This is a genomic window from Acinetobacter sp. Ac_3412, assembly GCF_013072675.1.
Taxonomy (GTDB): domain Bacteria; phylum Pseudomonadota; class Gammaproteobacteria; order Pseudomonadales; family Moraxellaceae; genus Acinetobacter; species Acinetobacter higginsii.
Genome location: NZ_LXUJ01000014.1, coordinates 306,916 through 332,020, shown reverse-complemented (window position 1 = coordinate 332,020; position 25,105 = coordinate 306,916). Strand labels below are relative to the sequence as shown.

The 25,105-nt window shown below is 41.0% G+C and carries 30 protein-coding genes; 15 read left to right on the top strand and 15 right to left on the bottom strand.

The genetic code is table 11. From position 1 onward, the window contains the following. The first annotated feature begins 56 nt into the window (after positions 1 to 56). On the top strand, positions 57 to 542 hold the full coding sequence (gene ybeY / locus A7P54_RS18730) for an rRNA maturation RNase YbeY (RefSeq protein WP_171550463.1): 486 nt from the start codon (positions 57 to 59) through the stop codon (positions 540 to 542). 11 nt (positions 543 to 553) lie between these two features. After that, a complete protein-coding gene (locus A7P54_RS18725) occupies positions 554 to 853 on the top strand; it encodes an antibiotic biosynthesis monooxygenase (RefSeq protein WP_005200249.1) in 300 nt (99 codons plus the stop codon). A 75-nt stretch (positions 854 to 928) separates the two neighbouring features. Here A7P54_RS18725 and A7P54_RS18720 read toward each other — a convergent pair whose 3' ends face one another. Together A7P54_RS18720 and A7P54_RS18715 are read right to left on the bottom strand one after the other, a co-directional pair. After that, a complete protein-coding gene (locus tag A7P54_RS18720) occupies positions 929 to 3,079 on the bottom strand; it encodes a TonB-dependent siderophore receptor (RefSeq protein ID WP_171550462.1) in 2,151 nt (716 codons plus the stop codon). Positions 3,080 to 3,366: 287 nt separating this feature from the next. Beyond that, the gene (locus A7P54_RS18715) at positions 3,367 to 4,254 is read right to left on the bottom strand and encodes a TonB family protein (RefSeq protein WP_004802579.1); all 888 of its coding nucleotides are present in this window, start codon (positions 4,252 to 4,254) and stop codon (positions 3,367 to 3,369) included. 240 nt (positions 4,255 to 4,494) lie between these two features. On the opposite strand from A7P54_RS18715, the gene A7P54_RS18710 reads away from it, so the two are divergent. From A7P54_RS18710 to A7P54_RS18700, 3 genes are all read left to right on the top strand, one after another. Next, complete coding sequence (locus A7P54_RS18710; protein WP_004802578.1) at positions 4,495 to 5,175, top strand: hypothetical protein; 681 nt, start codon at positions 4,495 to 4,497, stop codon at positions 5,173 to 5,175. Between the two features lie 196 nt (positions 5,176 to 5,371). Then, positions 5,372 to 6,076 (top strand): DUF3108 domain-containing protein, encoded by a 705-nt coding sequence (locus A7P54_RS18705; protein WP_171550461.1) that lies wholly within the window; start codon positions 5,372 to 5,374, stop codon positions 6,074 to 6,076. A gap of 88 nt (positions 6,077 to 6,164) precedes the next feature. Further along, positions 6,165 to 6,740 carry a xanthine phosphoribosyltransferase gene (locus A7P54_RS18700; RefSeq protein WP_004655958.1) on the top strand — a complete coding sequence of 192 codons (576 nt, stop codon included), beginning with the start codon at positions 6,165 to 6,167 and terminating at the stop codon, positions 6,738 to 6,740. A 50-nt stretch (positions 6,741 to 6,790) separates the two neighbouring features. On the opposite strand, the gene A7P54_RS18695 is transcribed toward A7P54_RS18700, so the two are convergent. Next, the gene (locus A7P54_RS18695) at positions 6,791 to 7,615 is read right to left on the bottom strand and encodes a YwqG family protein (protein WP_171550460.1); all 825 of its coding nucleotides are present in this window, start codon (positions 7,613 to 7,615) and stop codon (positions 6,791 to 6,793) included. Positions 7,616 to 7,787: 172 nt separating this feature from the next. Here A7P54_RS18695 and thyA point away from each other — a divergent pair, with 172 nt between their 5' ends. The 5 genes from thyA to msrA all read left to right on the top strand — a co-directional run bounded on the left by thyA (position 7,788) and on the right by msrA (position 11,473). After that, positions 7,788 to 8,630, top strand: coding sequence for a thymidylate synthase (gene thyA, locus A7P54_RS18690; protein WP_005192259.1), 843 nt, complete (start codon positions 7,788 to 7,790; stop codon positions 8,628 to 8,630). Positions 8,631 to 8,654: 24 nt separating this feature from the next. Continuing rightward, the gene (locus tag A7P54_RS18685; RefSeq protein WP_171550459.1) at positions 8,655 to 9,164 is read left to right on the top strand and encodes a dihydrofolate reductase; all 510 of its coding nucleotides are present in this window, start codon (positions 8,655 to 8,657) and stop codon (positions 9,162 to 9,164) included. An 18-nt stretch (positions 9,165 to 9,182) separates the two neighbouring features. Continuing rightward, positions 9,183 to 10,238 carry a DUF4105 domain-containing protein gene (locus tag A7P54_RS18680; RefSeq protein ID WP_171550458.1) on the top strand — a complete coding sequence of 352 codons (1,056 nt, stop codon included), beginning with the start codon at positions 9,183 to 9,185 and terminating at the stop codon, positions 10,236 to 10,238. A 126-nt stretch (positions 10,239 to 10,364) separates the two neighbouring features. Next, a complete protein-coding gene (locus tag A7P54_RS18675; protein WP_005192255.1) occupies positions 10,365 to 10,841 on the top strand; it encodes an META domain-containing protein in 477 nt (158 codons plus the stop codon). A 107-nt stretch (positions 10,842 to 10,948) separates the two neighbouring features. Next, positions 10,949 to 11,473, top strand: coding sequence for a peptide-methionine (S)-S-oxide reductase MsrA (gene msrA / locus A7P54_RS18670; RefSeq protein WP_005200264.1), 525 nt, complete (start codon positions 10,949 to 10,951; stop codon positions 11,471 to 11,473). A gap of 51 nt (positions 11,474 to 11,524) precedes the next feature. Here the strand turns inward: msrA and A7P54_RS18665 are convergent, their stop codons facing one another. From A7P54_RS18665 to A7P54_RS18645, 5 genes are all read right to left on the bottom strand, one after another. Continuing rightward, a complete protein-coding gene (locus A7P54_RS18665; protein WP_004802569.1) occupies positions 11,525 to 11,929 on the bottom strand; it encodes a biopolymer transporter ExbD in 405 nt (134 codons plus the stop codon). 1 nt (position 11,930) lies between these two features. Beyond that, positions 11,931 to 12,551 carry a MotA/TolQ/ExbB proton channel family protein gene (locus tag A7P54_RS18660; protein WP_004655971.1) on the bottom strand — a complete coding sequence of 207 codons (621 nt, stop codon included), beginning with the start codon at positions 12,549 to 12,551 and terminating at the stop codon, positions 11,931 to 11,933. 42 nt (positions 12,552 to 12,593) lie between these two features. Continuing rightward, the gene (locus A7P54_RS18655; RefSeq protein WP_004802567.1) at positions 12,594 to 13,343 is read right to left on the bottom strand and encodes an energy transducer TonB; all 750 of its coding nucleotides are present in this window, start codon (positions 13,341 to 13,343) and stop codon (positions 12,594 to 12,596) included. Positions 13,344 to 13,550: 207 nt separating this feature from the next. Next, the gene (purU, locus tag A7P54_RS18650; protein WP_004802565.1) at positions 13,551 to 14,414 is read right to left on the bottom strand and encodes a formyltetrahydrofolate deformylase; all 864 of its coding nucleotides are present in this window, start codon (positions 14,412 to 14,414) and stop codon (positions 13,551 to 13,553) included. A gap of 88 nt (positions 14,415 to 14,502) precedes the next feature. Continuing rightward, positions 14,503 to 15,201 (bottom strand): TetR/AcrR family transcriptional regulator, encoded by a 699-nt coding sequence (locus A7P54_RS18645; RefSeq protein WP_004655980.1) that lies wholly within the window; start codon positions 15,199 to 15,201, stop codon positions 14,503 to 14,505. Between the two features lie 121 nt (positions 15,202 to 15,322). On the opposite strand from A7P54_RS18645, the gene A7P54_RS18640 reads away from it, so the two are divergent. From A7P54_RS18640 to A7P54_RS18625, 4 genes are all read left to right on the top strand, one after another. Then, complete coding sequence (locus A7P54_RS18640) at positions 15,323 to 16,777, top strand: coniferyl aldehyde dehydrogenase (protein WP_016164977.1); 1,455 nt, start codon at positions 15,323 to 15,325, stop codon at positions 16,775 to 16,777. Positions 16,778 to 16,977: 200 nt separating this feature from the next. After that, entirely contained in the window at positions 16,978 to 17,214 is a 237-nt protein-coding gene (rpmB, locus tag A7P54_RS18635; protein ID WP_004649871.1) for a 50S ribosomal protein L28, read from the top strand. A 12-nt stretch (positions 17,215 to 17,226) separates the two neighbouring features. Beyond that, entirely contained in the window at positions 17,227 to 17,382 is a 156-nt protein-coding gene (gene rpmG, locus A7P54_RS18630) for a 50S ribosomal protein L33 (RefSeq protein ID WP_003654787.1), read from the top strand. 225 nt (positions 17,383 to 17,607) lie between these two features. Continuing rightward, the gene (locus A7P54_RS18625; RefSeq protein ID WP_005315232.1) at positions 17,608 to 19,323 is read left to right on the top strand and encodes a cation:proton antiporter; all 1,716 of its coding nucleotides are present in this window, start codon (positions 17,608 to 17,610) and stop codon (positions 19,321 to 19,323) included. Between the two features lie 54 nt (positions 19,324 to 19,377). Here A7P54_RS18625 and A7P54_RS18620 read toward each other — a convergent pair whose 3' ends face one another. Together A7P54_RS18620 and A7P54_RS18615 are read right to left on the bottom strand one after the other, a co-directional pair. Beyond that, positions 19,378 to 19,656 (bottom strand): hypothetical protein, encoded by a 279-nt coding sequence (locus A7P54_RS18620; RefSeq protein WP_004802556.1) that lies wholly within the window; start codon positions 19,654 to 19,656, stop codon positions 19,378 to 19,380. 103 nt (positions 19,657 to 19,759) lie between these two features. Next, positions 19,760 to 20,263 carry a DUF6586 family protein gene (locus A7P54_RS18615; RefSeq protein ID WP_004655987.1) on the bottom strand — a complete coding sequence of 168 codons (504 nt, stop codon included), beginning with the start codon at positions 20,261 to 20,263 and terminating at the stop codon, positions 19,760 to 19,762. Positions 20,264 to 20,453: 190 nt separating this feature from the next. Here A7P54_RS18615 and A7P54_RS18610 point away from each other — a divergent pair, with 190 nt between their 5' ends. Next, positions 20,454 to 20,798: an EF-hand domain-containing protein gene (locus tag A7P54_RS18610; RefSeq protein WP_171550457.1), complete on the top strand. Its 345-nt coding sequence runs from the start codon at positions 20,454 to 20,456 to the stop codon at positions 20,796 to 20,798. 12 nt (positions 20,799 to 20,810) lie between these two features. Here the strand turns inward: A7P54_RS18610 and A7P54_RS18605 are convergent, their stop codons facing one another. The 5 genes from A7P54_RS18605 to A7P54_RS18585 form a co-directional block, all read right to left on the bottom strand. Beyond that, on the bottom strand, positions 20,811 to 21,173 hold the full coding sequence (locus A7P54_RS18605; protein ID WP_171550456.1) for an ASCH domain-containing protein: 363 nt from the start codon (positions 21,171 to 21,173) through the stop codon (positions 20,811 to 20,813). Between the two features lie 6 nt (positions 21,174 to 21,179). After that, positions 21,180 to 21,425, bottom strand: coding sequence for an RNA-binding protein (locus tag A7P54_RS18600; protein WP_004802550.1), 246 nt, complete (start codon positions 21,423 to 21,425; stop codon positions 21,180 to 21,182). Between the two features lie 64 nt (positions 21,426 to 21,489). Continuing rightward, positions 21,490 to 23,469 (bottom strand): ATP-dependent helicase, encoded by a 1,980-nt coding sequence (locus A7P54_RS18595; protein ID WP_171550455.1) that lies wholly within the window; start codon positions 23,467 to 23,469, stop codon positions 21,490 to 21,492. A 118-nt stretch (positions 23,470 to 23,587) separates the two neighbouring features. Further along, entirely contained in the window at positions 23,588 to 24,160 is a 573-nt protein-coding gene (locus A7P54_RS18590) for an HdeD family acid-resistance protein (RefSeq protein WP_005200279.1), read from the bottom strand. A 179-nt stretch (positions 24,161 to 24,339) separates the two neighbouring features. After that, positions 24,340 to 25,098, bottom strand: coding sequence for a hypothetical protein (locus A7P54_RS18585; protein ID WP_005315224.1), 759 nt, complete (start codon positions 25,096 to 25,098; stop codon positions 24,340 to 24,342). Positions 25,099 to 25,105: the final 7 nt, after the last annotated feature.

Genomic DNA, 25,105 nt, shown 5'->3' with positions numbered 1-25,105 from the left:
CACTCCCCTTAAGATGCTTTAGTCGCATCTTAGGGGGACGATTTTAAGGATCTATTTTGAAAATCAATTTAAGTCTTCAACAAGACTTTCAAGCTACTGAATTGCCACTCAAACGTGGTCAAATCAAAAAAAATATCGAAACTGCACTGCGTCATGTCGGTTTTGATGCCAATTGTGAAATCGGGATTGCCTGTGTTGATCTAGCTGAAAGCCATGAACTCAATCTGCAATACCGCGAAAAAGACAAACCGACCAATGTGCTGTCGTTCCCAAGTGATATTCCTGAGGAAATGCTCAGCTTACTCGATGCAGAGCCTTTAGGTGACTTGGTGATTTGTATTCCTGTGGTTTTACAAGAAGCGGCAGAACAGCAAAAGACGCCAAGCGATCATTTCACTCATTTACTGGTTCACGGCGTTTTACATTTGCTGGGCTTCGATCATGAAACCAATGAAACTGAAGCCGAAGAAATGGAAGCCGAAGAAATTGAGATTCTAAAAAAATTGGGCATCGCCAATCCTTATCAAGCCGATGAAAGCTAATCCAAGGTCCTATGTATATCGTTATCTTTAAAGCCACGATCAAACAACTTGATGTAACTTACTCTGAAATGGCACAGAAGCTGAGAAATAAAGCCTTGAGCCAATTTAATTGCGTCAAATTTGAAGCGTGTAGTGAAAATGGTTTTGAAATAGCACTGTCTTACTGGAACAGTCTTGAAGATATTAAACTTTGGCAACGCGATGCAGAACATCTGGTTGCTCAGCGATTAGGCAAAGAAAAATGGTATCAGGATTTTAGTGTGGAAATCTGTACAGTTGAACGTGCTTATTCAAGTCAAAATGGCTTGTGAATAAACGCTAACTTATCCACATGCTCAATAAAAAAAACGGCTGTATTCAGCCGTTTTTTTTATTTCTCAAGAGAATTAGAATTGATAACGTAGCGTCAAAGTCACGTTACGAGGTGATCCATAGACCATGCTGTTATTCCCGATGCCTGAATAATATTTTTTATCAAATACATTATTCAAATTAATCTGTGCTTTGATATTTGAATCAATATCATAACCCACCATTAAGTTTGCTAAAGCATATGCATCTTGGCTAATACGTTGACTACCTTCTCCAGTATAAAATTTGCTCTTATAGTTTAGCCCACCACCAACACTCCACTTATCCAGCGTATATTTGGTAAAAAGATTGGCACTGGTTCTTGACGACATGGTTTGAACTTCATCACCTTTCGCATCTTTGGCATTGAAATGTGCAACACCAAAACTCAGATTCCAGTTGTCTTTAATTTCCCCATCTAGTTCAAACTCAACACCTTTGCTTTCAACGCCATCTACACTGCGGTAGGCTTTCTCAGTGGTTGGGTTACCATTGGTATCAGGTACAAAAACACCAACTATCTCTTCTGCAACATTATCCTGCTGGGTTTTAAATACCGATAAGGCCGCATTCAACTTACCATCTAAAAACTCACCTTTTAAGCCAGTTTCATAGCTTTTCCCTTCTCTTGGATCAAGATATTGGCGATTCGCATCTCGTTTATCTTCTGGCTTAAAGATACTGGTATAACTGGCATACCAAGAGTATTGATCCAGAAAATCAAAAACTAAGCCTGCATATGGTGTGACTTCATTATTAAATTCCCGATTGCCTTCTCCATTGTCACTTTCATATTTCCAGTTTGATAAACGCACCCCTGTAATTAACTTCAATGGCTCCAACAAGCTGAACTTGCCTGCAAGATAAGCGCCTGTTTGTGTGGTTTTATTTGGAGGTTGATACAAGTTATTATTCTGAATGGCACCAATTAATGGAATATTTGGATGATCAAAATCGAGCACAGCACCTGAGGCAATCGGAGGTGTTCCTGAGTACCACTTATCTTTCTTGCTTTGGTTATACATAAAACCTGCAACAACTTCCTGCTTTAAACCACCCAGCATAAAAGGTGCTGAGAGATAGGTATCAATATTATTTTCTTTGGTCTTAGTAGCATCAGACCAGGTCATGAAAGAGTCGAGTGTATTGGTTGCTCTATCCAGCTTGCCCCATGAATAAAGCAAAGCCGTGTCTTGTTTTACTTCTCGATAAGCATAGTTCACATTCAAATTGATATCGTTAAATAGATTCTGCTTCAATGTTGCAAAAGCCGTGGTGGTATCGGTATTCCAGTAGGTCCAATCCGAACTCACCGATTTAGAACGATCGAAATCAGTTCGGGTACCATCGGTGTAAAATGCGGGCAATCCGCCCCAACGAACCCCATCTCGCTCTAGATTCTGATACCCCGCACCGACTGAAAGGTAAGTCTTATCCGTAATATCTGCATCCACAACCGCATAGACTACATTATTGGTTTTTTCGTAGCGATCCATATACGAATCCGTATCCTCGTGCTTCACGACGACACGACCACGGACACTGCCATCGGCATTTAATGGTGTTGAAATATCTGCTGAACTTGACCATGCATTCCATGAACCCAAAGAAGTGCTGACATTCCCTGTCAACTCTTTAGCATTGGCATGTTTTCGAATCATGTTAATCGCAATAGCAGGATTCCCAGCACCGGTCATCAAACCATTTGTGCCTTTCACCAGTTCAACCCGATCATACATGGTTAAATCAGGATCATTGGCTTCCATCCCCACATTGCTTGGAACCCCATCAAACAGATAATAGTCGACATCAAACCCACGTGCTGTTGGGTACTGACGTTCATCCCACTGATTCACAGTCACGCCTGTGACGTTATTTAACATGTCCTGAAACGATGTAATATTGGCATCATCCAAATACTCACGGGTGAGAACTTTGACTGATTGCGGGGTTTCTCTAAGCGACAAATTAAGTTTGGTCGATGTATTGGTACTTTTAGCGGTATAACTTTTCTTTCCTTCCGTTACAGCCAAAGCCCCTTCTTCTGCTTTTACTGTAATCGTTGGCAATTTTGCATTTTCTTTAACTTGATCTTCTGCAAAAGCCAATGAAGGTAAAAGTATTGCAGCCATTGCTAAGACCAGTGGGCGGGCTTTAAACAGGTTTAAAGTTGGAGGTTGATGCATGAAATATGTCCTTATTGCAAGGGAGCGGTCTTGAAAACATGCATCTCATTCCCCCGATAAATTTTAAGAAGGATGCATTCATTTTCAAAAGGAGAGTTAACTAAAAACACATTGCAAATGATAATTGTTTTTATTATCAATTCAAGTTTTAACCAATAAACTTACTTAACTGTTTTTATTGAATTTAAAAATATATTGAAGATTTTTAAAAAATAATTAAATGATTTTTATAAATATTTAATTCTTAGTTTATCCATCATTATTTTCTAATAAGAAGTACACCTTAATTAGTGCACTTCAAATTCAGCATCGACCGGATCAAAACGCCAAGTCCGAATGATACGTAACTCAGAGATTTCTTTTTTCATCGTGGCATCAAAAGGTCCAAATGGTGCGCCACGGCGGACCGATGCTTTGGCTGCCTCATCTAAAATCGCATGCCCAGAACTTTCAATGAGACGAATCGCTCGGATTCCCCCTTCTGCATTGAGAATCACCATGAGGCGTACTTCACCCGCCAAGCGTTGTTGTTTAGCTTGATCAGGATAATAGCGATTCCCGTATAACTCGACTTTTTGACGAAATTTATCTAAATAAGCAGCAGATGCATCTTGTTTGGCCTGAATGCCATCGACCGTTTTAATGCGTTGTTTACGGCTAAAATTTTGTTGTCGTTGTAAATATTGCGCTTCTAAGCTCGCGACCATAGCAGCTTTGGCTTGAAACTGACTTTGAAGATCATCCAAGGTCTTTTTTCGTTCGCTCTGTTCGGCTTGCTTTTGCCAACTCAGAACCGTCATGAGCACTTTTTCTTCGAATTTTAACTCTCGTTTTTGCTGTATTTTCTCCAGACTTTCTAACTCTTTTTCACCTGTAGTTGCATCAGCTTGCATCGGAGCAGGCATATCGCTCGACATCCGATGTGCTTCACGGAAATCGCCCGAACCTTTTTGATCAGCTTGCGCCAAAAAGTCTGCATCTTTAACTTTTTCAGTACTTGGACGAACGGTGACGGCAATTTCTTTGGTGGAAGTGTCAGAGGGTGATGGCATGGTAAATTGAATCGCCAACACCGCCCCATGCAAAAGCATCGCCAAAGCCACTGCCCCAACAAAAATTGGATCTTGCCACCAATAAGGGGACAGTTCTGAACGAAAATTTATTTTATTCCACATGGTATTCAAGCGACAAAATGTCCCATCCCCAACGGCATAACCGTATAAAAACCAAACCAATATTCAAAATTTTACAAAAATGTGATCCACTTATAGTTACAGTGTTTCCATACCATCATTTTATGAAAATGTAGCAATTAATTTTGCTACACTGCAAGTCAGAAATTTATTTTTATTTTTAGTGAATACAAAGATTGTGGCATTGCTTTACTCATCAATTCACTTTCTGGAACAACTTTTATGCAAACGCTAATTTCATCTGTAGTTAAACGTCTACGTAAAGTTTACCAAAAAGCAGAAGAATTCATCGAAGAAGAAAGAGAGTTTTCACTTTCACAAGTTTTTGTGAATGCCACGATGGAACGTTATGTCACCGAAAATGTGGGCATTATGCAAGACCTGCATGCTGATCTGTATGACGGTTGGTTACGCTTATACACCACCCTCGATGTCAAAGGCCTCCATACCACTTTATCGGTTGATTTAAAGTTGATTCAAATGGAAATGAATCAAAATGTGCAACTGATGGTTTTTGAACAAATCAGCAATACCCAAGTGATTGAAGCCAAATTCAAAAACATCTTTCAAAAATGGGGCTTTTATGTGGCAATTTGGTATTACCAGAAATTCCGTGAAGAAGATCCACTTGGCAAAATCCTAGAACATTTTGAAGTGGTGAAAGTTCAAGATGATTTACTTTACCTCGATTTAAATCGTTGGTTAGGTAAAAAAGCCAGCATTATCGAAACGTTGAGTAAAGTACATGTCAATCGTGCACGTGTCCGTCCTGCGGAGTTGATTGTTTGGGGCAATGTGAATCTTGCTGCAATTTTATCGCCTTCCAATGAAGATGACTTTGACGAAGATGATCTCAACGACAGCGAAGTTACCCCGATTCAGCAAAAAGACCGTAAAAAATAAATACCTTTACATTGAGGTAGCATGTTGCTTGTCATGAGATGCTACCCAAAACATACATCTTCATGATTTATACGAAAAATTAACAAGCGCTTAGTAAAAAACCTGATCTTTTCTTCATAATCTACAGGCATAATATCTTTAAATCGTAATGATAAATGAGCGATTCAATTCAGCATTGCTCAAAGGATATAGTGTTATGACAAAGAAATTATTGAAAGTACTGGGTCTTACTTCGGTTGCCATTTTCAGTGCAAGCATCTCTAGTCATGCCTTGGCAATGGCGCCTTTCCAAGCCAGCTATCAATTCAGCTACAACAATAAAAACCTAGGTTCAGCAACACGTACTCTTTCCCAACAAGGCAATAACTGGACCTATCAATTCAGTGCTAAAGCGGGTGGTATTGCTTCTGCATCTGAAACCAGTCAATTTAGTTTTGCCGATAATAAAATCAACTCGCAGAAATTTAGTCGCAGCAGTAAAATCTTAATTCACAACAACACGATGAGCATTAACTTCAATCCCAATAGTAAAGTTGTGAATACCAAAAAAGATGACACGGCACGCTCATTTGCATGGCAAGCAGGTGCTTTGGATGAACTCAATGCTGAACTGCAAATCCGTGAGGATTTGAAGAGCAATTCATTGAAAACCAAGTATCTGATTGCAGATGCGAAAGCCATCGATGAGCGTCGCTTTGTGAAACAAGGCACTGAGAACATCAAAACGCCTTATGGCACTTTCAGTACCATCAAAGTGGTCATGCAGCACGATAAACCAGAGCGTAATACCGTGTTCTGGTTAGCTCCGAAACTCGATTACCTTCCTGTAAAAATGGCACATAATGATGGAAAATCATCATATGGACTGCTATTAACAGGCTATTCAGGTAAAACAAACTAAGCATCTGGTCAATTTTGGCTTGCATTTTTTTCGATGCTTTTTAAAATATGCCTTTGCTTGAACAAGCATCCGTTTAGAGGATTCTCCCGTGTACGCTTTAGAACAGAAAATCTTAAATGAAGGTATCGTTCTATCTGATCAGGTTTTGAAAGTTGATGCTTTCTTAAACCACCAAATCGATCCTGTGTTGATGCAGTTGATTGGTAAAGAGTTTGCCGCTCGCTTTAAAGATGCAGGTATTACTAAAATTATTACCATCGAAGCCTCAGGTATTGCACCTGCAATCATGGCAGGTTTAGAACTTGGCGTTCCTGTTATTTTTGCGCGCAAATACCAATCATTAACATTGAAAGACGACCTTTACCGTTCTAAAGTGTTCTCGTTTACCAAACAGACTGAAAGTACCATTGCGATTTCAAACAAGCACATTAGTTCAAGTGACAAAGCACTTGTAATTGATGACTTTTTGGCCAATGGTCAAGCTGCCTTAGGTCTAATTGACTTAATTCATCAAGCCAAAGCTGAAGTGGTTGGGGTGGGTATTGTGATTGAAAAATCATTCCAACCGGGCCGCGATGTATTGCTTGAAAAAGGCTACCGCGTTGAATCGTTAGCGCGTGTTAAATCTTTAGAAGATGGCAAAGTTACTTTTGTTACTGAATAAGATTTAAAACCTAGAAAAAAAGCGGATGAATGTTCATCCGCTTTTTTTATTTAACAACAATCCCAGTTATATAGCACTTTGGAAAAATCTCGTTTCTTTAAGTCTTCTGGATGAATAAAGAAATTCCCTACACCCGAATCGCCCCACATAATCTCGTTTTCCGCATCATCAGTATCGAGCTGAAAAAGCAGCACATAATCTTGAACTTTTTCATTATATTGACGTGGATCAGTTTGGGTAAAATAAGGATAACCAGCTAAACGATGTCCACTTGCGGAAGCCAATTCATCATAAGGCTCGATAAAATCATCTTCGAAATCGCCCCCTTCAAATTGATCTTCAAAATCATACAGTTCATCGACACCTAAAATCTTTGGTGCAAAGGCAAAATCACCGAGGCTAATCGGCTGAGAAGTCAGGCTAAATTCAATCGCGTATTGCCCCGTAAATGGCAAATAATCATCTTCACCCAATTGAACTTCAGAGAAGTCTTGTTTTAATTGTGAAGCATCTTCAATGACCTGCTCGAAGTACAACACTTTAAAGCCCGATTGCTGCTGTTGGTCATCAAAGTTCATTCCGTACAAATCATCAGCCGCGATATAGAACTGTAAAATCCCCTGATTTGGAAAATCAGGTAACTTGGGGATTTCAGCAAAATTCAATTGCGCCAATAAAGCCAACGGATTGCCATTCGAGTCGATTGGATAAGTCACATCCAGCGGTAAGTAAGGTTGTCCCCCAATCTTACTTTGCCATAAAGTTAATTCATCACTGGGTGTCAGTTGCATGGTGACGGTTGGCAGAATAGTCGCCGTGATTTTTTCTAGGTATGGCTGCAAATTGTTCGGCAAAGTCTCTGGTTTAAAATTCATTTTGTTGCTTGTCCATGTACTTATTTATAGAACTTAATATAAAACAAGCAGCTAAATTTAAATAGAGAACAAAGTCTGCACTACGACAGTTAATGACGCTCAATTGACCCATTATTTATCACATAAATTCTGATAAGATGAGCCCGATAAAAATTTGCGATTAGGAATCACGATGCGCACTTACTTAGACCTTTTACAACATATCCTCGACAATGGCGGCGACAAAGGCGACCGTACTGGCACAGGTACACGTTCTGTATTTGGTCATCAGATGCGCTTTGATCTTTCTAAAGGCTTTCCGCTGCTCACCACCAAGAAAGTCCATTTTCGCTCTATTGCCATTGAATTACTTTGGTTCCTTAAAGGTGATACCAACGTTCAATACCTCAAAGACAATAAAGTTTCGATTTGGGATGAGTGGGCAACTGCAGAACAAACAGCTCGTTTTGGCCGCCCTGAAAGTGAGCTTGGTCCAGTTTATGGTCACCAATGGCGTAACTTTGGCGCAACCCAAAATGAAGATGGTAGCTATCAGCAGGATGGCTTTGACCAGATCAAATGGTTGATCAATGAAATTAAAACCAATCCGAATTCACGTCGTTTGATTGTGTCAGGTTGGAATCCAAATGAAGCAGGCAAAGTTGCATTACCACCTTGCCATACCCTGTTCCAATTTTTTGTACAAGACAACAAGCTGTCATGCCAGTTGTATCAACGCAGTGCCGATGTGTTTTTAGGTGTCCCGTTTAATATTGCCAGCTATGCCCTACTTACACACATGATTGCTCAGGTCTGTGGTTTAGGCGTAGGTGATTTTGTCTGGACAGGTGGTGATACGCATTTATATGCCAATCACTTTGAACAGGCACAATTACAGCTGAGCCGTGAGCCGCTACCGTTGTGTCAATTAAAACTAAATCCTGAGATCACTGATATTTTCGACTTTAAATTTGAAGATATTGAAATTGTAGGGTATGAATCACACCCAGCAATTAAAGCACCCGTCGCAGTTTAAATCGATTATTAGAGAGCATATAAAATGGCATGGCAAGGCACTGAAGTTGTCCACGTAGTTGCAATGGATAAAAATCACTGTATCGGTAAAGGCAACGCTTTGCCGTGGCATATCTCTGCTGATCTAAAACACTTTAAAGCCATTACCCAAGGTGGTGTGGTGATTATGGGGCGTAAAACCCTTGAATCTATGGGACGGACCCTACCGAATCGTGTCAATTGGGTGATTACCCGTGACCCTGAATGGCATTTTGACGGGGTTAAAGTCGCGCATAGTATCGAAGATGCGCTCAATGCTGCACTTACAGATGCACAACACGCTGAAAAAGCATCCTTATTTATCATTGGGGGTGGAGAGATTTTTACCCAAACACTCGCCATTGCTGATCGTTTAGAATTAACTCACGTTGATCTCGATGTTCAAGGCGATGCGCATTACCCAAAAATCTCTGACGACTTTCGCAAAGTAAACTCGGAACAGCATACTGATGAGAAATCAGGGGTTACTTTTGAGTTTGCGACCTACCAAAAATAAAAATGGATCGCGCTTGCCATGCACAATATTGGATCACGTGAGTTTTTCATCGCTTTAGGCATCGGGCTTTTACACGGTCTGTTTACCTTGTGCGTGATCCTTTCAAGTGTCTGGCTCTGTCTGGCGTTATGGATTCAGCAACCCTTAGGCAGCTTTTTTAGCCGTGCTGCAATTGTGCTATGGGTTTTATTTGCACTTAGCCTAATTGGCGTTTATGTCAGCGGTCATCTTTTTAGCCGCCGCACTGATATCATTATTTATTGTGTTGCATTTACCTGCTCCTTAGCTTGGTATTTTTCTCTGGATGCAAGACAGGATCGTGACTGGAACCCAGAAGTCGCTGAACAACTCCATTACGAAAAGAATGGAGATATTGTACAGCTTCACAATGTCCGAAATTTCGATTGGCATGCTGATGGCAGCTATGACATTCGCTGGGAAGACCGTAGCATTGATCTGAATAAAATTACGGGCATCAATGTCATCACTTCTTATTGGATGGGCCCACAAATTGCGCATACGCTGGTCAGTTTCGATTTTGCAGATCAAAAGCCACTCGTATTTTCTATTGAAATTCGTAAGGAAAAAGGCGAAGACTTTTCTGCGATTGGTGGCTTTTTCCGTAAATATGAACTGAGCTTAGTTGCTTCAGATGAAAAAGATTTGATCTATACGCGCAGCAATATTCGTCATGAGCAAGTCTATTTATTCCCAGTCAAAATGCCTGCACCTGAACGTAAAGCCCTATTTATTGAGTATCTACACAAAGCTGATGAACTCCGTGCAGAAGCCAAATGGTACAACACGCTTACCAGTAACTGTACCACACTAGTCTTTGATATGGTTCAAGCGATTAATCCGCAACGTTTACCCAAAGACTACCGCTTATTAGCCTCAGGTTATTTACCCAATTACCTCTACGATTTGAAAGCACTCAATCAAAATTACAGCATGAAAGAATGGTATCGCTTGGCGCATATCAATCCACGTGCTGAGCAATATGAACAACAACCTAACCAAAGCAGTGAATATTTTTCGGATGTCATTCGCATAGGTCTTCCTAAAACTGAGTGATTTTTCCACTAATTTCATTAAAAACATCTGAACATTTACAAAAGGATACCGAATATCCTGCTCAGCTCCACGTTGTTTTATTTTAATAGCGGGCATAGAAACACAATGATTCGGATTTAAAATCTTATGTTAAAGCCTTTTTTAGCTTCTTGTACTTTGGCTGTTGCCGTAGCAATGACGGGTTGTGCAACCACAGAATCTCTTCAAACTTCACCGAATGCTTCTCAAAAAGAAAGCATCGGACTATATAACCGTAACTGGATCGCTACACAGATCAATGGTGTAGAGATCAAAAGCAATGATCTTTCTGGCAAGCGCCCTGCGATTCAATTTGATGCGAAAGGCAAACGCTTCTTCGGTGCAGATGGTTGTAACCAGATTCAAGGCAGCTTTGAAAGCCAAGGTGCGATCTTACGCTTAGGTCCGATTGCTTCAACCATGATGGCGTGTATCGGTAAAGATAATAGCGCGCTTTCACGCCAATATAGCAATGCTTTGGCAAGCACAACCAATTACGAGCTGAAAGGCCATGAGCTTAAATTTATGGATGCATCAGGCAAAGTACTGGTTAGCTTCGTCACAGTGATTCAGCCTCTTCCGTAATTTGTAGATCACAAAAAAGTAAAAGCTCGTTTCGAACACGGGCTTTTACTTTTTCAATACTTCGTTTACTTTAGTAGCATTCTTAAAATTAAAAATTGGGGAGTCTCATGCAACAAGCGCTCGTAGGTGGTGGATGTTTTTGGTGTGTAGAAGCGGTTTTTCTACAGCTTAAAGGTGTAGAAAAAGTCGTGAGTGGTTATGCAGGTGGGATTAGCCAAAACCCAACCTATGAACAGGTCTGCCAAGGCAATACTCAACACGCAGAGGTTGTGCTGATTGATTTTGATGAACAGCAGATCAGCTATTCACAACTACTGAATGTCTTTTTTACGACGCATGATCCAACCACTTTAAATCGCCAAGGTAATGATATTGGCACGCAATATCGCTCTGTTATTTATTATTTTAATGATGAACAAAAGCAGCAAGCCGAACAGATTATTCATGATCTGGAAGATGAAGGTCTGAATATTGTGACTGAGCTCAGCCCAGTACCCACCTTCTATCCTGCCGAGGAATATCACCAAAACTTCTTTGCACGCAATCCATCACAAGGTTACTGCAACTTTAGCATTCCTCCGAAGCTTTCTAAATTACGTGCTAAATATCTCGATCTGCTCAAAACTGACTAGGCATAAAAAAAGCAACTCTCAGAGTTGCTTTTTTCTTTCTAACGCGTTGTTTTAGTTTTCACTCACAAACGCGATATCACTTAAGCCTGCTTCGCTAGCACGAGACATCACTTGCGCAACCGTATCGTATTTTGATTCTTTATCTGCACGTAACTGCACAGTTGGTTTAGTCGCAGCCTGTCCCGCCTCTTGGAAACGCTTTTCTAGCTCTTCTAAGCTAATAATCTGCGCATCCCAAGCTACTTCACCTTTGTCATTAATACTAATGGTGATCGCTTTTGGTGGTGGATCAACAATTTCAGCAGTGGTTTTTGGTAAACTTAATGGAATTGATGGGTTAGCAACCGTTGCTGTGACTAAAAAGATAATCATCAATACCAACATAATGTCGATCAGAGGAATGAGATTCATCTCATTCATGCCACTGTCGTGGTCTTCACCCAATTGAAAGCCCATTTTAAGCTTGACCTCCAACTAAACTTTGTTGAGTCGCTTTAGTTTCTGTTTTTGCCGCTGTTTCTTGCTGCAACATGGTATCGATTAACAAGCTATGTGCTTGATCTTGTAAATCATGCGCCAAGCCACGATTGAAGCGTACACAGATGTTATACGCCATCACCGCTGGAATCGCCACTGCAAGACCAAGACCGGTCATGATCAGTGCCTCACCCACTGGTGTTGCAACTTGAGCTAAACCAGCTTGACCACTTTTACCAACAGCAACAAGTGCGTGGAAAATCCCCCATACTGTACCGAATAAACCCACAAACGGTGCAAGTGAAGCAATCGTTCCAAGAACTGATACACCTTTTTCTGCTTGAGATTTTTCAGCAGAGATTTGGCGAAGCAATGCTTGCTCAGCAACAGCTTTACGTTGTTCAAACGATAATGGCTGTAACTTTGATTTAAGCGTAGCCAAAGCTTGAACAAGTTGAGTATAAGCTTGTTGTTTTAATTGGCGTGTTCCTAATAGGCGCAGAATGAAAATAGTCCACGTCGCAATCGACATTGCTAAAAGGATGAAATACAGTGTTTTACTTACTGCATCTGCATGTTGCCAATAAACTGAAAAGTTCATATACGAACTCCTGATTTAATCTGTCGCAAGGACTCAAATTTATTAAGGACTAAGATCAAACGGCTGCTCTGCTCGAATCGGGTAAGCAACACCATTTTCCATATACGGTTTAAATTTCGCACTTCTTACAGCACGTAAAACTTTTTCATCGAGATTTGGTATACCACTACTACGTGTAATACGCGCATTGGTAATTTTACCTTTCTCATCAGCTTCAATCAGTACCATCACTGAGCGTGTTTGGTTATCTAAATCTTTTGCTGTAACAGATAATTTCGGTGAACGACTCCATTGAACCCCTGAACCGCCAATCGATACACGTTTTGGTGATGGATCAGCAGCAGGTTGAGGTTTCGTTACTTCCTGAACGGGTTGTGGTTTTTCAACTACTTTTTCAGTAACTGTGGTAACGACTTTGGTCTCAACTTTAGGTTCAATCTTTTGTTCAGTTTTTTGAAGAACAGGTTTTGGTGCTTCTTTGACCTGTTGAACCTTTTCAATCTTTTTCGGTGGAGGCAAAGGTTTTTCAACGACCTTAACTTCCTTCACTTCTTTTTTAGGTTCAGGTTTTGGCTGTTCTTTTGGTTTCGGTGGTTCCGGTTTAGGTGGTTCTTTAATCTTAACGAACTTCACCTTAAGCGGTTCTTTCTCGATTGGTCTTAACTCAATCGTTTTCATGTGGCTCACCGCCCACAAAACTCCTACATGTCCAATCACAACTGCAACTAAGGCAGCGATGATTTTCTTTTTCATCGGGTGTGGCGTGTTGAATGTAGCAGGAGATTGACTCATAAGAATCTAAGTACCTAATAGATGGTGACGCTTTCAAAAAAACGATTTCACTCATCGGATAGAACAATGAAAGTGCCGTAATAATAAATGAGAAGTGTTTTCATTTGCAACTGTTTTTTCTTGTATATTTGCTAGCCATTGAAAAATAGACATAAAAAAACATGCCTTTCGGCATGTTCTCTTTACATACTGTAACCTAGCAATTTATTAGAAAACCACGGTCTTATTGCCATCTACAATAATACGGTCTTCCAAGTGCCATTTAACTGCGCGCGCCAAGACATTACGTTCAACATCTTCACCCAATTCACGCAATTGCTCAACGTTATAATCGTGGCTCACACGCTCAACATCTTGCTCAATGATTGGGCCTTGATCAAGATCAGCTGTCACGTAATGCGCGGTTGCACCAATCAGCTTCACCCCTTTCTCATAGGCTTGCTTGTATGGATTTGCACCCACGAAAGCCGGCAGGAAAGAATGATGAATGTTGATGATCTTCATTTCCCACTTAGCAACAAAATCTTCACTCAAAATCTGCATATAACGCGCCAAGATCAATAGATCATTGCCCTGCATCATTTCATCAATTTGAGCATACGCTTCAACTTTATTGTCTTTATTGACCGGTACAACATGGAATGGGATACCAAAGTTTTCAACCGATTCACGTAAATCTGGATGGTTTGAGATGACTTGGGTAATTTCACATGGTAATGAACCACGTGCATGGCGCCATAACAATTCCAATAAAGCATGGTCTACTTTAGAAACTAGAATACCAACCTTTTTCAACTCACCAACAAAAGTAAGCTTCCATTGCATCTCATAACGTTCAGCAACATTGGCAGCAAAGGTCTGCATCAACGCTTCTTTACGAGATTGCAAATGATCAATCTCAAACTCAACACGCATGAAATAACGCCCGCCTTGAGCTTCTGTTGCGTACTGATCAAGTGCGGTAATGTTTGCTCCCTGATGATACAAAAAGCTCGATACGGCTTGCACGATCCCCGGCTTGTCTTCACAAGTAATCAGTAATCGCGCTGTGTGGGCTGTAGTCGTGTTCATTTGGTTAATATCACTTATTCGAATCAAATTAAAATCAAGCCGAGCATTCTAACCCTTTTTTGCTATTGACTAAATAGCTGCTGACGATCTATTCATCATCATTTTTAAGATTAGACAAACTCGCGAACAAGTCCGATGGTCCAAGTGATTTCAGTAACTGTTCATAGGTTTGGCGACTTTCACCCATTAAATATGGGCCTTCTAAGAACACCATTTGTCGCAATGCTTGCCAAACCCACTTTTCTTCGAGGCGGTTATTATCGCTGATATGACCTGACATATATAAGAAGTTGGTCCAGTTAGTCAGCACAATCCACAAGTTGATGATCAGGGCTTCAATTTCTGAATCGGTCATTTTCATCAGACCCGCATCTACGAAAGCACGATAGATTTTTTGCCCCTGCTGCATCACCTGCCCGGCAAAACGCGGATAGATTTTTCGGAAGTCTTCATTATTTTCGACCAGATGATAGACATCACGATGGATAAAACGATAGGCCCACAACTGATTACTAAGCACTTGAAAATAGCTAATTTTATCATTGGCATTCAATGGACGATCCGTTGGCAAGGCCAACATTTCCAAGGTTTCAGCCTGATATTGCTGTGCCAGTTCTTTAATAATTTCCTGTTTGTTACGGAAATGATAATACAAGTTGCCTGGGCTAATCCCGAGTTCAGCCGCGATGTGGTTGGTTGTGACCGAACGCTCTCCACGCTCATTAAACAACTGCAAACTGATTTGCAGAATTCGATCTTTTGTTTTATTCGGTTTAGCGTGCGACATTGATTTTAACCATCTATAACATAATCAATAGGTTATAAAACAAACCTATAAAGCGACTTGACACTTTAGAGTATTTACTCTAAAAATTAAAAAATAATAAGCTTTCTTTTGGTCCACTCCTATGAACAGTCAAACAAAAACAACCGCTATGACACCTCATGTTGATGTGAAACGGCTACATGATTTGCTTGAGCAGCAAAAAGCAGCTTACCAACGCCATCCTGTGCCAAGCGCCAAAGAACGTATTGAACGCTTAGCTCGACTTAAAAACATCTTGATAAAGTATCAAGATCAATTTGCTAACGCAATTAGTCAAGATTATGGCAACCGTGCCATTATGGAAACCAAAATTGGCGAAGTTCTGACTTGTTTAGAACATATCAAATACTATAGCAAGAACTTAACTGAATGGATGAAACCATCTAAACGCCATATCAGCATGTTACACCAACCAGCAAAAGGCTGGGTAGAATATCAACCATTAGGTGTAATCGGGGTGATTGCACCATGGAACTACCCTTTATTACTTTCAGTCGGCCCATTGATCTGTGCTTTGGCTGCTGGTAACCATACCATGATCAAAATTTCGAGTGCTTCTTCAAATTTTGGTTATGTGCTTGAAAATGCCCTTTCTGAAGCATTCCCACAAGAGTTGGTTGCTGTCGTGAATGGTGGTGGCGTTATTTCAGATGCATTCAGTCATCTCGCTTTTGATAAAATGATCTTCACAGGCTCAACCTCTGTCGGTAAAACTGTGATGGCAGCGGCAGCAGAGAATCTTGTTCCAGTGATTTTAGAGCTTGGCGGAAAATCGCCTGCGCTGGTCCATTCAGCCATGAATATTCGTGATGTGGCACAACGTATTGCCGTTGGTAAACTATGGAATGCGGGTCAAACCTGTGTTGCGCCAGACTATATGTTCCTGCCTAAAGGCAAAACAGCAGAGTTCACCAAGCACTACAATGACTTTGTGACCACTATGTACCCAAGCTTGCGTGACAATAAAGATTACACCTCTATTGTGAATGACAAGCAATATAATCGCCTGCAAGGTTACTTAGAGGATGCTCGTGACCAAGGTGCAACAATTGTTGAACTAAATGCCAAGAATGAGTCTTTAACTGAAGTTCGTAAAATTGCGCCGACCTTATTAACGGGCGTGACCACTGAAATGGAAATTATGAAGAATGAGATCTTTGGTCCAATTCTACCTATTTTAGAATATGACCATATCGACGATGCGCTTCAGTTCATTAATAGTCGTCCACGTCCACTGGCTTTCTATTACTTCGATATCGATACTGCACGTGCTGATTATGTCGCAGGACGTACTCATTCAGGACATTTTGGTATCAACCAAGTGCTTACCCACGTGGCTCAGGATGACCTGCCGTTTGGCGGCATTGGTGCATCAGGTATGGGCAAATATCATGGTAAAGAAGGTTTCTTTAGCTTCTCACATGAACGCTCAATGATGTCTAACCCAGTGAGCCCTAAACTTTACAGTTTAAAATTCATCCTGCCGCCTTATAATAAAGCAACGCATAAGCTGCTTTTAAAAACACTATTTCGTTAGAAAGGGGCTGTTGACATATCAACAAACCCTCACTTGGTTAAGGCATGAGCTATCACACTAGATCATGTCTTGTTTTTACCAAATTCGCTTGTCTTTTAATCGTATTTTTGGTATAAAACGCCCCTTGAATGATTTCATCCGTTTACTTGAATGGCTAGTTGCACGAAACGGTGCTGTATAAACTAGCAATGGAGTTCACCATGTCTAAGGTTTGCCAAGTTACCGGCAAGCGTCCAATCGTTGGTAACAACGTATCGCACGCAAACAACAAAACCAAACGCCGGTTCGAGCCGAACCTGCACCACCACCGTTTTTGGTTAGAAAGCGAAAAGCGTTTTGTACGTCTTCGTCTAACCACTAAAGGTATGCGTATTATTGATAAATTGGGTATTGAGAAAGTTGTTGCTGATCTCCGTGCTCAAGGTCAAAAGATTTAAGGAGTCTGAACAATGCGTGATAAGATTCGCCTCGTTTCTACAGCTGGTACAGGTTATTTCTATACCACTACTAAGAACAAACGTACTATGCCGGAAAAAATGGAAATCAAAAAATTTGATCCAAAAATCCGTCAACACGTAATTTTCAAAGAAGCTAAAATTAAATAATTTTAGTTCTTTAAAAAAAACGACTTCAAATGAAGTCGTTTTTTTTGCCTAAAAAATGTATTTTGATTAAATGAAATGCATAAATGACTTACATGATTTTTTTTGATAATTAAAAAAATTGTCATCAACAAATTCGATTTTACTTGTTACACTTTATTCGCTGTTTTCTTGGCATGTTTTATGCTCACTTATTTCTACCTTAACCGCAACGATTAAGGAGTCTCGATGCCACATGATGTTGATTTAATTATATTACTTGCTGTTGGTTTTGGTATGGCCCTTATTTTTGGCTATATCGCAGCACGTCTACGTCTCCCTCCTTTGATTGGTTATTTAGTTGCAGGCATTATTATTAGTCCAAATACGCCTGGCGTGGTCGGTGACATGCAGCTCGCCAATCAGCTGGCTGAACTGGGGGTAATGTTCCTCATGTTTGGTGTGGGGATGCATTTCTCCCTCAAAGATTTACTGCAAGTACGTCGTATTGCTGTACCAGGCGCAATTTTGCAGATTGCGGTGGCAACCTTACTTGGGATCGCAGTTTCTATGTTTTGGGGCTGGAGCTTTGGCTCTGCACTGATCTTCGGCTTAAGCTTGTCTTGTGCCAGTACCGTTGTTCTGCTCAAGGCATTGGGTGATCGCGGCTTACTAGACTCAGTGAATGGAAAAATTGCTGTAGGCTGGCTCTTGGTTGAAGACCTCGTGATGGTTTTAGCCTTGGTCCTTCTACCCGCAACAGCGGTATTACTCGGTGGACAGGCACTACCTGGGACAGATACATCTCAAAGCATCTGGATCACGATTGGCATTACCCTGCTCAAAGTGACAGGCTTTATCGCCTTCATGCTGATTATTGGTAAACGACTTGTACCAATGATCATGCAATTCGTGGCACGTTTAGGTTCTCGTGAGCTGTTTACACTCACTGTTGTTGCAGCTGCGGTTTCGATTGCATATGGCTCTTATGCAGTATTTGGCGTATCCATGGCGCTTGGTGCATTCTTTGCGGGCATGGTGGTAAAAGAGTCCGACTTTAGCCACCGCGCGGAAGAAGAAACTCTCCCTTTACGTGAAATTTTCGCAATTTTGTTCTTTGTTTCAGTCGGCATGCTGTTTGATCCGAGCATTCTGGTAGAAGAGCCGTTACGTATTTTAGCTGTTGTTGCGATTATCATGGTGGGCAAGACCCTAGCGGCTATGGCGCTGGTATTGTTCTTCCGCTACCCAATCAATACCGCCTTAACCGTAGGCGCAAGTTTGGCACAAATCGGTGAGTTCTCCTTTATCTTGGCGACACTCGGTTTATCGTTAGGCTTACTCACACCTGATGCCCAAAACCTGATTCTTGCCGGCGCATTGTTCTCGATTACCCTCAACTCATTTGTGTTCTCTGCAATTGAACCTGTACAGCGCTGGATTCGTGAACGCTCGCATTTAGCACGTTTATTAGAACGTAGTGGTGACCCACTGGCCATGTTGCCCGATGAGGTAGATCAAGCTTATCTGCGTGATCAGGTGGTGATTATCGGTTATGGTGGCGTCGGCCGCCGTATTAGCGAAAATCTGATGCAACAGAATATCAAAGTCGTGATTGCAGAAGAAAATCGTGAAATTGTTGAAAAACTACGTAGCCAAGGCATTGCGGCGGTCAGTGGTGAAGCGACTGAACCCAATGTATTGATTCAAGCACATATTCAACATGCCCGTTTGCTGGTCATTTCACCGATGGATATTTTAGATATTCATCGTATCGTGGACATTTCAAAACAGCTGAATCCTGAAATTCAGGTCCTTATTTGCGCAGAGAGTAAAGAAGAAGCTGTGGTGATACGCGAAGAAAATATTGGTGAAGTGTTCTACGCCAAAGAAGAAATGGCAAAAAATATGAGCCATCATATTCTCAGTCAAATCGAACTGGCGCATCAATCCGAAACCCACTAAATATGTTCAAAAATAAAAAAGCGTACTTAAAGTACGCTTTTTTATTTTGTGAGCTTAACTCAAGTGTTGAGGTTGCTCATCGACGACTTCGGCCTGCCACTCATTCATCTGCTTTTCTAACAGACCAAACAAAGCCGCTTGAATCATGTGCTGTGCGACAGTTGCTGTTTGATCGCCAAGTATGGCTTTGACCTCATCACTAAACTGTATCTTAACTAAAGGCTCATTTTCAGAACCCGCATTGCGCAAAGCCAGCTCACCACCCTCGAGTTGGACCAACTCAAGAACTGCTTCTTGATTACCAAATAATTCTTTTAACTGTTGCATTGACATAAATTTTCTCCATGCTTCAACATGGTGGCAAAGTATTTTGCGCTCACGTCTTATTTATATAAGTACTGTTGGCATAGATTTCAAGTCGCTTTAAACATTCGACTTAGAACTCAACCATTTCATTACGGAAACCATCAATTAAATGACTCAATTCACGATGCCATTCACGTAAAATTTTGGCATCGGGCAACCAAGCCTGCGGGCTTTGAGTGACCTTGATGATCAGATTTGAGGACGTCTCATTTTCAGGTTCAGGTGCTGTAGGCTCAGGTGCATATTGACACATACGGTATGCACGCTTTAACTCTGCCACAAAACCATCTTTAGCCAATTGCTGCAAAACTAAGACCTCAGGTGAAACCTGCCCTTTATCTGCCATATGCTCTTCAATCGACTTAAAGGTTGGCTGTAAATCATTAAGGCGGTAATAACGGACCAATTCCTGTAAGAAGGCTAAAATTGCGCCGTGTAAATGAAACACTGCTGCCTCACGATAAGCTTGTGCCTGCTGAATATGTTCAGTTTGCTCCGCTTGTTGACATGCGAGACGAGCAAAATACAGTTTTTGATTGGTGCGATCAGCATGATAACGAGCAACACGGGACATAATATTTTCCTTCAAGATCCTTTCGCTTGGTTTAGGGACTATTGAGATTACACCTTACGAGCGATAACCCTGATTGCGCTGCGATTAAAGCAGTGCTTTACTCTTGCTCAGGGGTACAGCTGAAATATCAATAGACCCTACCTAAGATTAAATGCTTTAATGATAAAATCAATATCTTTTGAGCCTACCCATGCGTCATATTCAACAAGCCATACTGAGCTTAATATGCTGTGTGGTCATCCCAAGCACCTATAGCTGTGAGCCAGCAGGATTAGACTGGGAAAAGCTCTATGCAGATTATGATGTAAACCATGATCAAATGATCGATCAAAATGAATGGAAAAAACTGATCCATTTACGAGGCCAACCCGTTACTTGGCAAAAACAGGTCCTCACAATTGATTCCAAAAGAATAAAAATCTTTAAAGCTTTAGACCTTAATCACAATGGTCTGATCGATCAGCAAGAAATGATCAATATCTATCAATATTTTTCAAACCCTTGTCAGGGCTGGGGTTCAACTTGGGGTAAATAACGGTAGGATACGTTATCCAATGTCCAACTCAAGCAGATAGAGTTTTCGTTTGGCAATGATTTGAATCGGTGGATCAATCGGACGAATATTACCAATAACCCAAGCAAAATATCCTTCAGCCCAATACGTCGCACAAGCTGCGTCAACTTCATCAGATCGCCATGGATGCACTGATTCAATATCCACCAATGCAACTGCAAAACCAACGTCTTCATCCCCATCACTCAAAAGAAAGCTTTGATTCTCTACAATTATCAAATCTTTCAGTGGCAACATTTCAGGTTGCCATGAGCGAACTTCAAGAGTTTTAATTTTCTTCGCTATTCGCTCAGCATTTGGTGCAACAATTGATAAAGCCGTATATTGCTTTAACATTGATAATTAAGCTTTATCATCCGCAGCTTTGACACGAATACCTTGGCTTTTTACTTTCAAGGTGTTTAAACCTTTAATTGCTTTAATCGCCTCACGTGGATTTGGCATTTCAACAAAACCAAAACCTTTCGATTTACCCGTTGCTTCGTCTTTGACCACGACACAAGACTCAACTTTTCCATATGCTTTAAATAAGTCGAGAATTTCCGCATCAGTCACATTACGGTCTAAATTACGAACTAAAATTTTCATGCTAAAACCTAAAAGATGATTCATTGTAGAATCAATGAATCAAAAGAAATTGAATCTGCCTAGTTTAATCGAAATCAATCCCAAAACCTAAATTGATTGTGGTAGCACGAGAACGATTGCTTTGACCATAGCCACGTGGAATATCTCGATGAATCTGAACATCGACTAAATGTTGAGGTAAATCATTGAGGAAGTAACTTTCTATTTTTCTTCCTAACTCATCATATTGATCTTGTGACCATAAATTTAAATTCTGTTTGGTCAAAATCAATTCATCTTCTGCACGTGTTAACGCGACATATAGCACACGACGCTCCTCCTCCACATCATCAAAATCGCCTTGTGCACGTGCATGAGGATATTGATTCGGAGAAACATGTGGGACATAACAGACTTTTTGTTCAGCACCCTTAGCTGAATGGATGGTAATCAGCGTCACTAAATCTTGGTCAGGCGTTTTATCAATTTCTGAGATAGAAATTGGATCAAGTACATATTCCTCTAAGAACTCCCCAAGAGCACTGTGTTTACGTGCCAATTGCTTGACCAAATCAAAGTCTTTAACACGGCGTGACCAATCTTTAGTTTTATAATTATTTTCCAGCTGTTCATTTAGCGCATCCAGTGCGAGGCCAATACAAGCTTCAACATGCTGCTGCAATACATCAAGCTGCATCAAAATTAAAATCGCCTGTTGTGGTACTTTGCCATGCCGCTCTAAACGTTGGCAACGGGCTTCAATATCAGGCAGTTGAATCAATTCTTGCGCCAATTTACTGGCACCCACATCGCCCACGCCATCCCAAAGCGTCAGGAAACGCATCCAGGCTAAATCATCTTGTGGGTTTACGCTGACCCGAAGTAAGCTCAATACATCTTTAACATGTGCAGACTCAAGCAGTTTTACCCCACCAACAAAACGATAAGGGATATTGGCTGCAATTAAAGCACCTTCCAAATAACGCCCACTAAAACCTGAGCGCAGCAACACCATATGTTCTGCCCAAGCCGCACCTTGCATATGACGACGATTCAAGTCCTGAATAATCCAATTGGCTTCCTCAAACTCATTACTCAAGATATGCAGTTGTGGCTTTAACCCTTTGCCCCGATAAGCCTGTAGATGCTTGTCATATTCAATTTGGCTCTGCTCCAGCAGCCAATTGGATAAATCCAAAATACCTTGGGTCGAACGATAATTCATTTCCAAAGTCAGCACTTCTGCATCGGGTACACGTTCTTTAAAATGATGAATATTTTCAAAATCTGCGCCACGAAAGCCATAAATTGATTGTGCCTCATCCCCTACGCAAAACAGTTTTACCCTGCCAACTAAAGGCTGAAGCAAAGCCCATTGCAGTGGATTAGTATCCTGCATTTCATCAACCAATAAGGCAGAGCAGAAACCAGTGACCCACGTCACTAACTCTGGTGAACTTTGCAAATGCACGGCAACAATAGATAGGATGTCGTCGTAATCCAAAAAATTACGTTCTTGCTTGCGTTGCTCATAGGTTTTCATCAATTCAGCAATTTGAGCTTTATACTCAAGCGCTTGAGGTAACTGCTCAATCAATGCATCTGACAATTTGGTTTTGGTATTCCGCGCATAAGAATACAGATCGCATAACTCCGCAGCCTTCGGCAAGACATTGCCCTTATCTTTACCACGCAATAAGCGGAACATCAGCAACTGATCATCTCGATCAATAATACTGAACTGGGTCAGGCCAAAAGCACGCGGATTACGGCGCAATAGGTACATACAAAAAGTATGAAAGGTTGATGCACGTAAACCTTTGGCCTGTGCGCCCATATGTTGTTCAACACGCGTCACGATTTCACTTGCTGAACGTCGGGTAAAGGTCAGAATCTGAATTTGTTGCGCAGCTAAACCCTGATCAATTAAGTATGCTGCTCTTGCCACGATGGTTTTGGTTTTACCACAACCTGCTCCAGCCAAGACCAGACAATTTTGTGCTGTCGTTGTGGTTGCTTGTTTTTGTTGTGGATTCAGTTCATCAATTAGCTTGGCAAGCGTCATACAATCGGTCAATTAAAAACGAAATGCTATTTTAGCAGACTCAAGCCATTGAAATGTTTCCGACTACAAAAACAAAAAGAGCATGTGTATTACATGCTCTTAGTTTTAACTTGATCGTTTAAACCGTGGTTGAGCTATGTGGTAACTGCTTAATTGCACCAGCAAAAGTCAGGTAATTAATCCCTTGGAATAAAATATCAATCGCAAGGAACATCCCCAATACCCAGAACGGTGAATCCGGTGATGAAAGAATGAGAATACCTGTGAGTAAGGTTAATATGCCGGAAAACAGCACCCATCCCCAGCCTGAAATTGGTCTAAGGATAAAGGCGTTCACGGTACGGATAATCCCTGCAATAATTAAGGCAACCGCCAAGAAACTGGTGAGTACCACCGCGGTAATCACGGGTGTAGTAAACGCAAAGTAACCTGCTGCCAGATACAGCACACCAAACAAGGCCCACAACCAACGTGTCCCCCCTTTAAACACCATAAATGCGGCAACAAAATGCAAGATACCACCCAACATCATCAACACACCGAACAGCAATACCGCAGATAGTGTTGCAAAGGGTAAAGCCGCTAAAAGAACAAGGCCAAAAATAACCAATAATACGCCCAATAACAGATACCATTTACGATCAGCGTGCAGCTGATTGCGAATTAGATCGTTACCCACTGTTTTCATCATTATTTACTCTTTTATCATCAATGTTATATCTCTATATTGATCGCGTTTTTCACTGAGTTCTGTATAAGGCATGTTGAGAATTAATGACGGAATGTCAGAAAATGGATGTTTTCTTTGATCTTTTTAAGTTGTGTCATTATTTTTTTAAAGATATGGATAAGTCTGAACTTATCCACAATTTATTTGATCCAGCCTATTTCTTGGGCGGTCAGTACACTGATCACGGTTTGCTCTAAATCGTTTGGCATTTTACTTTTGTGTTCGGACAGTGGAATCCGTCCACCCATTATTTCAGCTTTAGTTTGTGGATAGAGCGGCTGTTTATCTGCCTGTGCATAGCCAATCGGAAAAATAGGTTCACCATTGGCTAAGTTATATTTATCGGTCGCGCCAAAACCATGTAATAACTCATGTACCAATACCACATTGTTTTGCTGTGTCTGTTTAGCTGAGGCAAACAGGTTGACTGAACCAATGCGCCCACGTTCCAGCGCAGTTGAGTGCTTGAGTTCCCGACTTTGCTTCGGATCATAAAAATTCAAATACAGAGTTAAACTCGGTGAACCATCAATCGATTGGTGCTGTTTCCATGCATAGAATCGGAACTTTAGACTCCATAGAATATTATTCAGAATACTTGGCTGTTCAGACATCTTCGGTGGTGCTTGCTGCAATTCCCGCCCAATCTCAATCATAAAGTAACTGCTTTGCCCTCGATATTGCTGGCTATTTTTTTCCAGATACTGCTTCACCTCAGCAAAATCATCTTGCTGCAATTGTTGAATATACTGCTGTGTTGTAGCTAAACCATCGGCATTAATCGGATGCAACAGCACATTAATCGGCTGATTCCAATCCTGATTTTGATCACGATAAGCATTGATCGCAACGATCAACAACACCAGTAGTAAGCAAGCGACTCGAATATTTTTCCACATGCATTTC

What these genes read in the sequence shown, in the direction of transcription:
- rpmB (WP_004649871.1), top strand. Translation starts at nt 16,978, where the DNA reads ATGTCTAAGGTTTGCCAAGTTACCGGCAAGCGTCCAATCGTTGGTAAC.
- A7P54_RS18675 (WP_005192255.1), top strand. Translation starts at nt 10,365, where the DNA reads ATGTTAAAGCCTTTTTTAGCTTCTTGTACTTTGGCTGTTGCCGTAGCA.
- A7P54_RS18695 (WP_171550460.1), bottom strand. Translation starts at nt 7,615, where the DNA reads ATGAATTTTAAACCAGAGACTTTGCCGAACAATTTGCAGCCATACCTA.
- A7P54_RS18620 (WP_004802556.1), bottom strand. Translation starts at nt 19,656, where the DNA reads ATGTCAATGCAACAGTTAAAAGAATTATTTGGTAATCAAGAAGCAGTT.
- A7P54_RS18710 (WP_004802578.1), top strand. Translation starts at nt 4,495, where the DNA reads ATGCAAACGCTAATTTCATCTGTAGTTAAACGTCTACGTAAAGTTTAC.
- A7P54_RS18720 (WP_171550462.1), bottom strand. Translation starts at nt 3,079, where the DNA reads ATGCATCAACCTCCAACTTTAAACCTGTTTAAAGCCCGCCCACTGGTC.
- thyA (WP_005192259.1), top strand. Translation starts at nt 7,788, where the DNA reads ATGCGCACTTACTTAGACCTTTTACAACATATCCTCGACAATGGCGGC.
- A7P54_RS18715 (WP_004802579.1), bottom strand. Translation starts at nt 4,254, where the DNA reads ATGTGGAATAAAATAAATTTTCGTTCAGAACTGTCCCCTTATTGGTGG.
- A7P54_RS18595 (WP_171550455.1), bottom strand. Translation starts at nt 23,469, where the DNA reads ATGACGCTTGCCAAGCTAATTGATGAACTGAATCCACAACAAAAACAA.
- A7P54_RS18660 (WP_004655971.1), bottom strand. Translation starts at nt 12,551, where the DNA reads ATGAACTTTTCAGTTTATTGGCAACATGCAGATGCAGTAAGTAAAACA.
- A7P54_RS18605 (WP_171550456.1), bottom strand. Translation starts at nt 21,173, where the DNA reads ATGTTAAAGCAATATACGGCTTTATCAATTGTTGCACCAAATGCTGAG.
- A7P54_RS18645 (WP_004655980.1), bottom strand. Translation starts at nt 15,201, where the DNA reads ATGTCGCACGCTAAACCGAATAAAACAAAAGATCGAATTCTGCAAATC.
- A7P54_RS18705 (WP_171550461.1), top strand. Translation starts at nt 5,372, where the DNA reads ATGACAAAGAAATTATTGAAAGTACTGGGTCTTACTTCGGTTGCCATT.
- A7P54_RS18590 (WP_005200279.1), bottom strand. Translation starts at nt 24,160, where the DNA reads ATGATGAAAACAGTGGGTAACGATCTAATTCGCAATCAGCTGCACGCT.
- A7P54_RS18610 (WP_171550457.1), top strand. Translation starts at nt 20,454, where the DNA reads ATGCGTCATATTCAACAAGCCATACTGAGCTTAATATGCTGTGTGGTC.
- A7P54_RS18685 (WP_171550459.1), top strand. Translation starts at nt 8,655, where the DNA reads ATGGCATGGCAAGGCACTGAAGTTGTCCACGTAGTTGCAATGGATAAA.
- A7P54_RS18625 (WP_005315232.1), top strand. Translation starts at nt 17,608, where the DNA reads ATGCCACATGATGTTGATTTAATTATATTACTTGCTGTTGGTTTTGGT.
- A7P54_RS18655 (WP_004802567.1), bottom strand. Translation starts at nt 13,343, where the DNA reads ATGAGTCAATCTCCTGCTACATTCAACACGCCACACCCGATGAAAAAG.
- A7P54_RS18585 (WP_005315224.1), bottom strand. Translation starts at nt 25,098, where the DNA reads ATGTGGAAAAATATTCGAGTCGCTTGCTTACTACTGGTGTTGTTGATC.
- purU (WP_004802565.1), bottom strand. Translation starts at nt 14,414, where the DNA reads ATGAACACGACTACAGCCCACACAGCGCGATTACTGATTACTTGTGAA.
- A7P54_RS18640 (WP_016164977.1), top strand. Translation starts at nt 15,323, where the DNA reads ATGAACAGTCAAACAAAAACAACCGCTATGACACCTCATGTTGATGTG.
- A7P54_RS18680 (WP_171550458.1), top strand. Translation starts at nt 9,183, where the DNA reads ATGCACAATATTGGATCACGTGAGTTTTTCATCGCTTTAGGCATCGGG.
- A7P54_RS18615 (WP_004655987.1), bottom strand. Translation starts at nt 20,263, where the DNA reads ATGTCCCGTGTTGCTCGTTATCATGCTGATCGCACCAATCAAAAACTG.
- A7P54_RS18600 (WP_004802550.1), bottom strand. Translation starts at nt 21,425, where the DNA reads ATGAAAATTTTAGTTCGTAATTTAGACCGTAATGTGACTGATGCGGAA.
- A7P54_RS18665 (WP_004802569.1), bottom strand. Translation starts at nt 11,929, where the DNA reads ATGGGCTTTCAATTGGGTGAAGACCACGACAGTGGCATGAATGAGATG.
- rpmG (WP_003654787.1), top strand. Translation starts at nt 17,227, where the DNA reads ATGCGTGATAAGATTCGCCTCGTTTCTACAGCTGGTACAGGTTATTTC.
- msrA (WP_005200264.1), top strand. Translation starts at nt 10,949, where the DNA reads ATGCAACAAGCGCTCGTAGGTGGTGGATGTTTTTGGTGTGTAGAAGCG.
- A7P54_RS18725 (WP_005200249.1), top strand. Translation starts at nt 554, where the DNA reads ATGTATATCGTTATCTTTAAAGCCACGATCAAACAACTTGATGTAACT.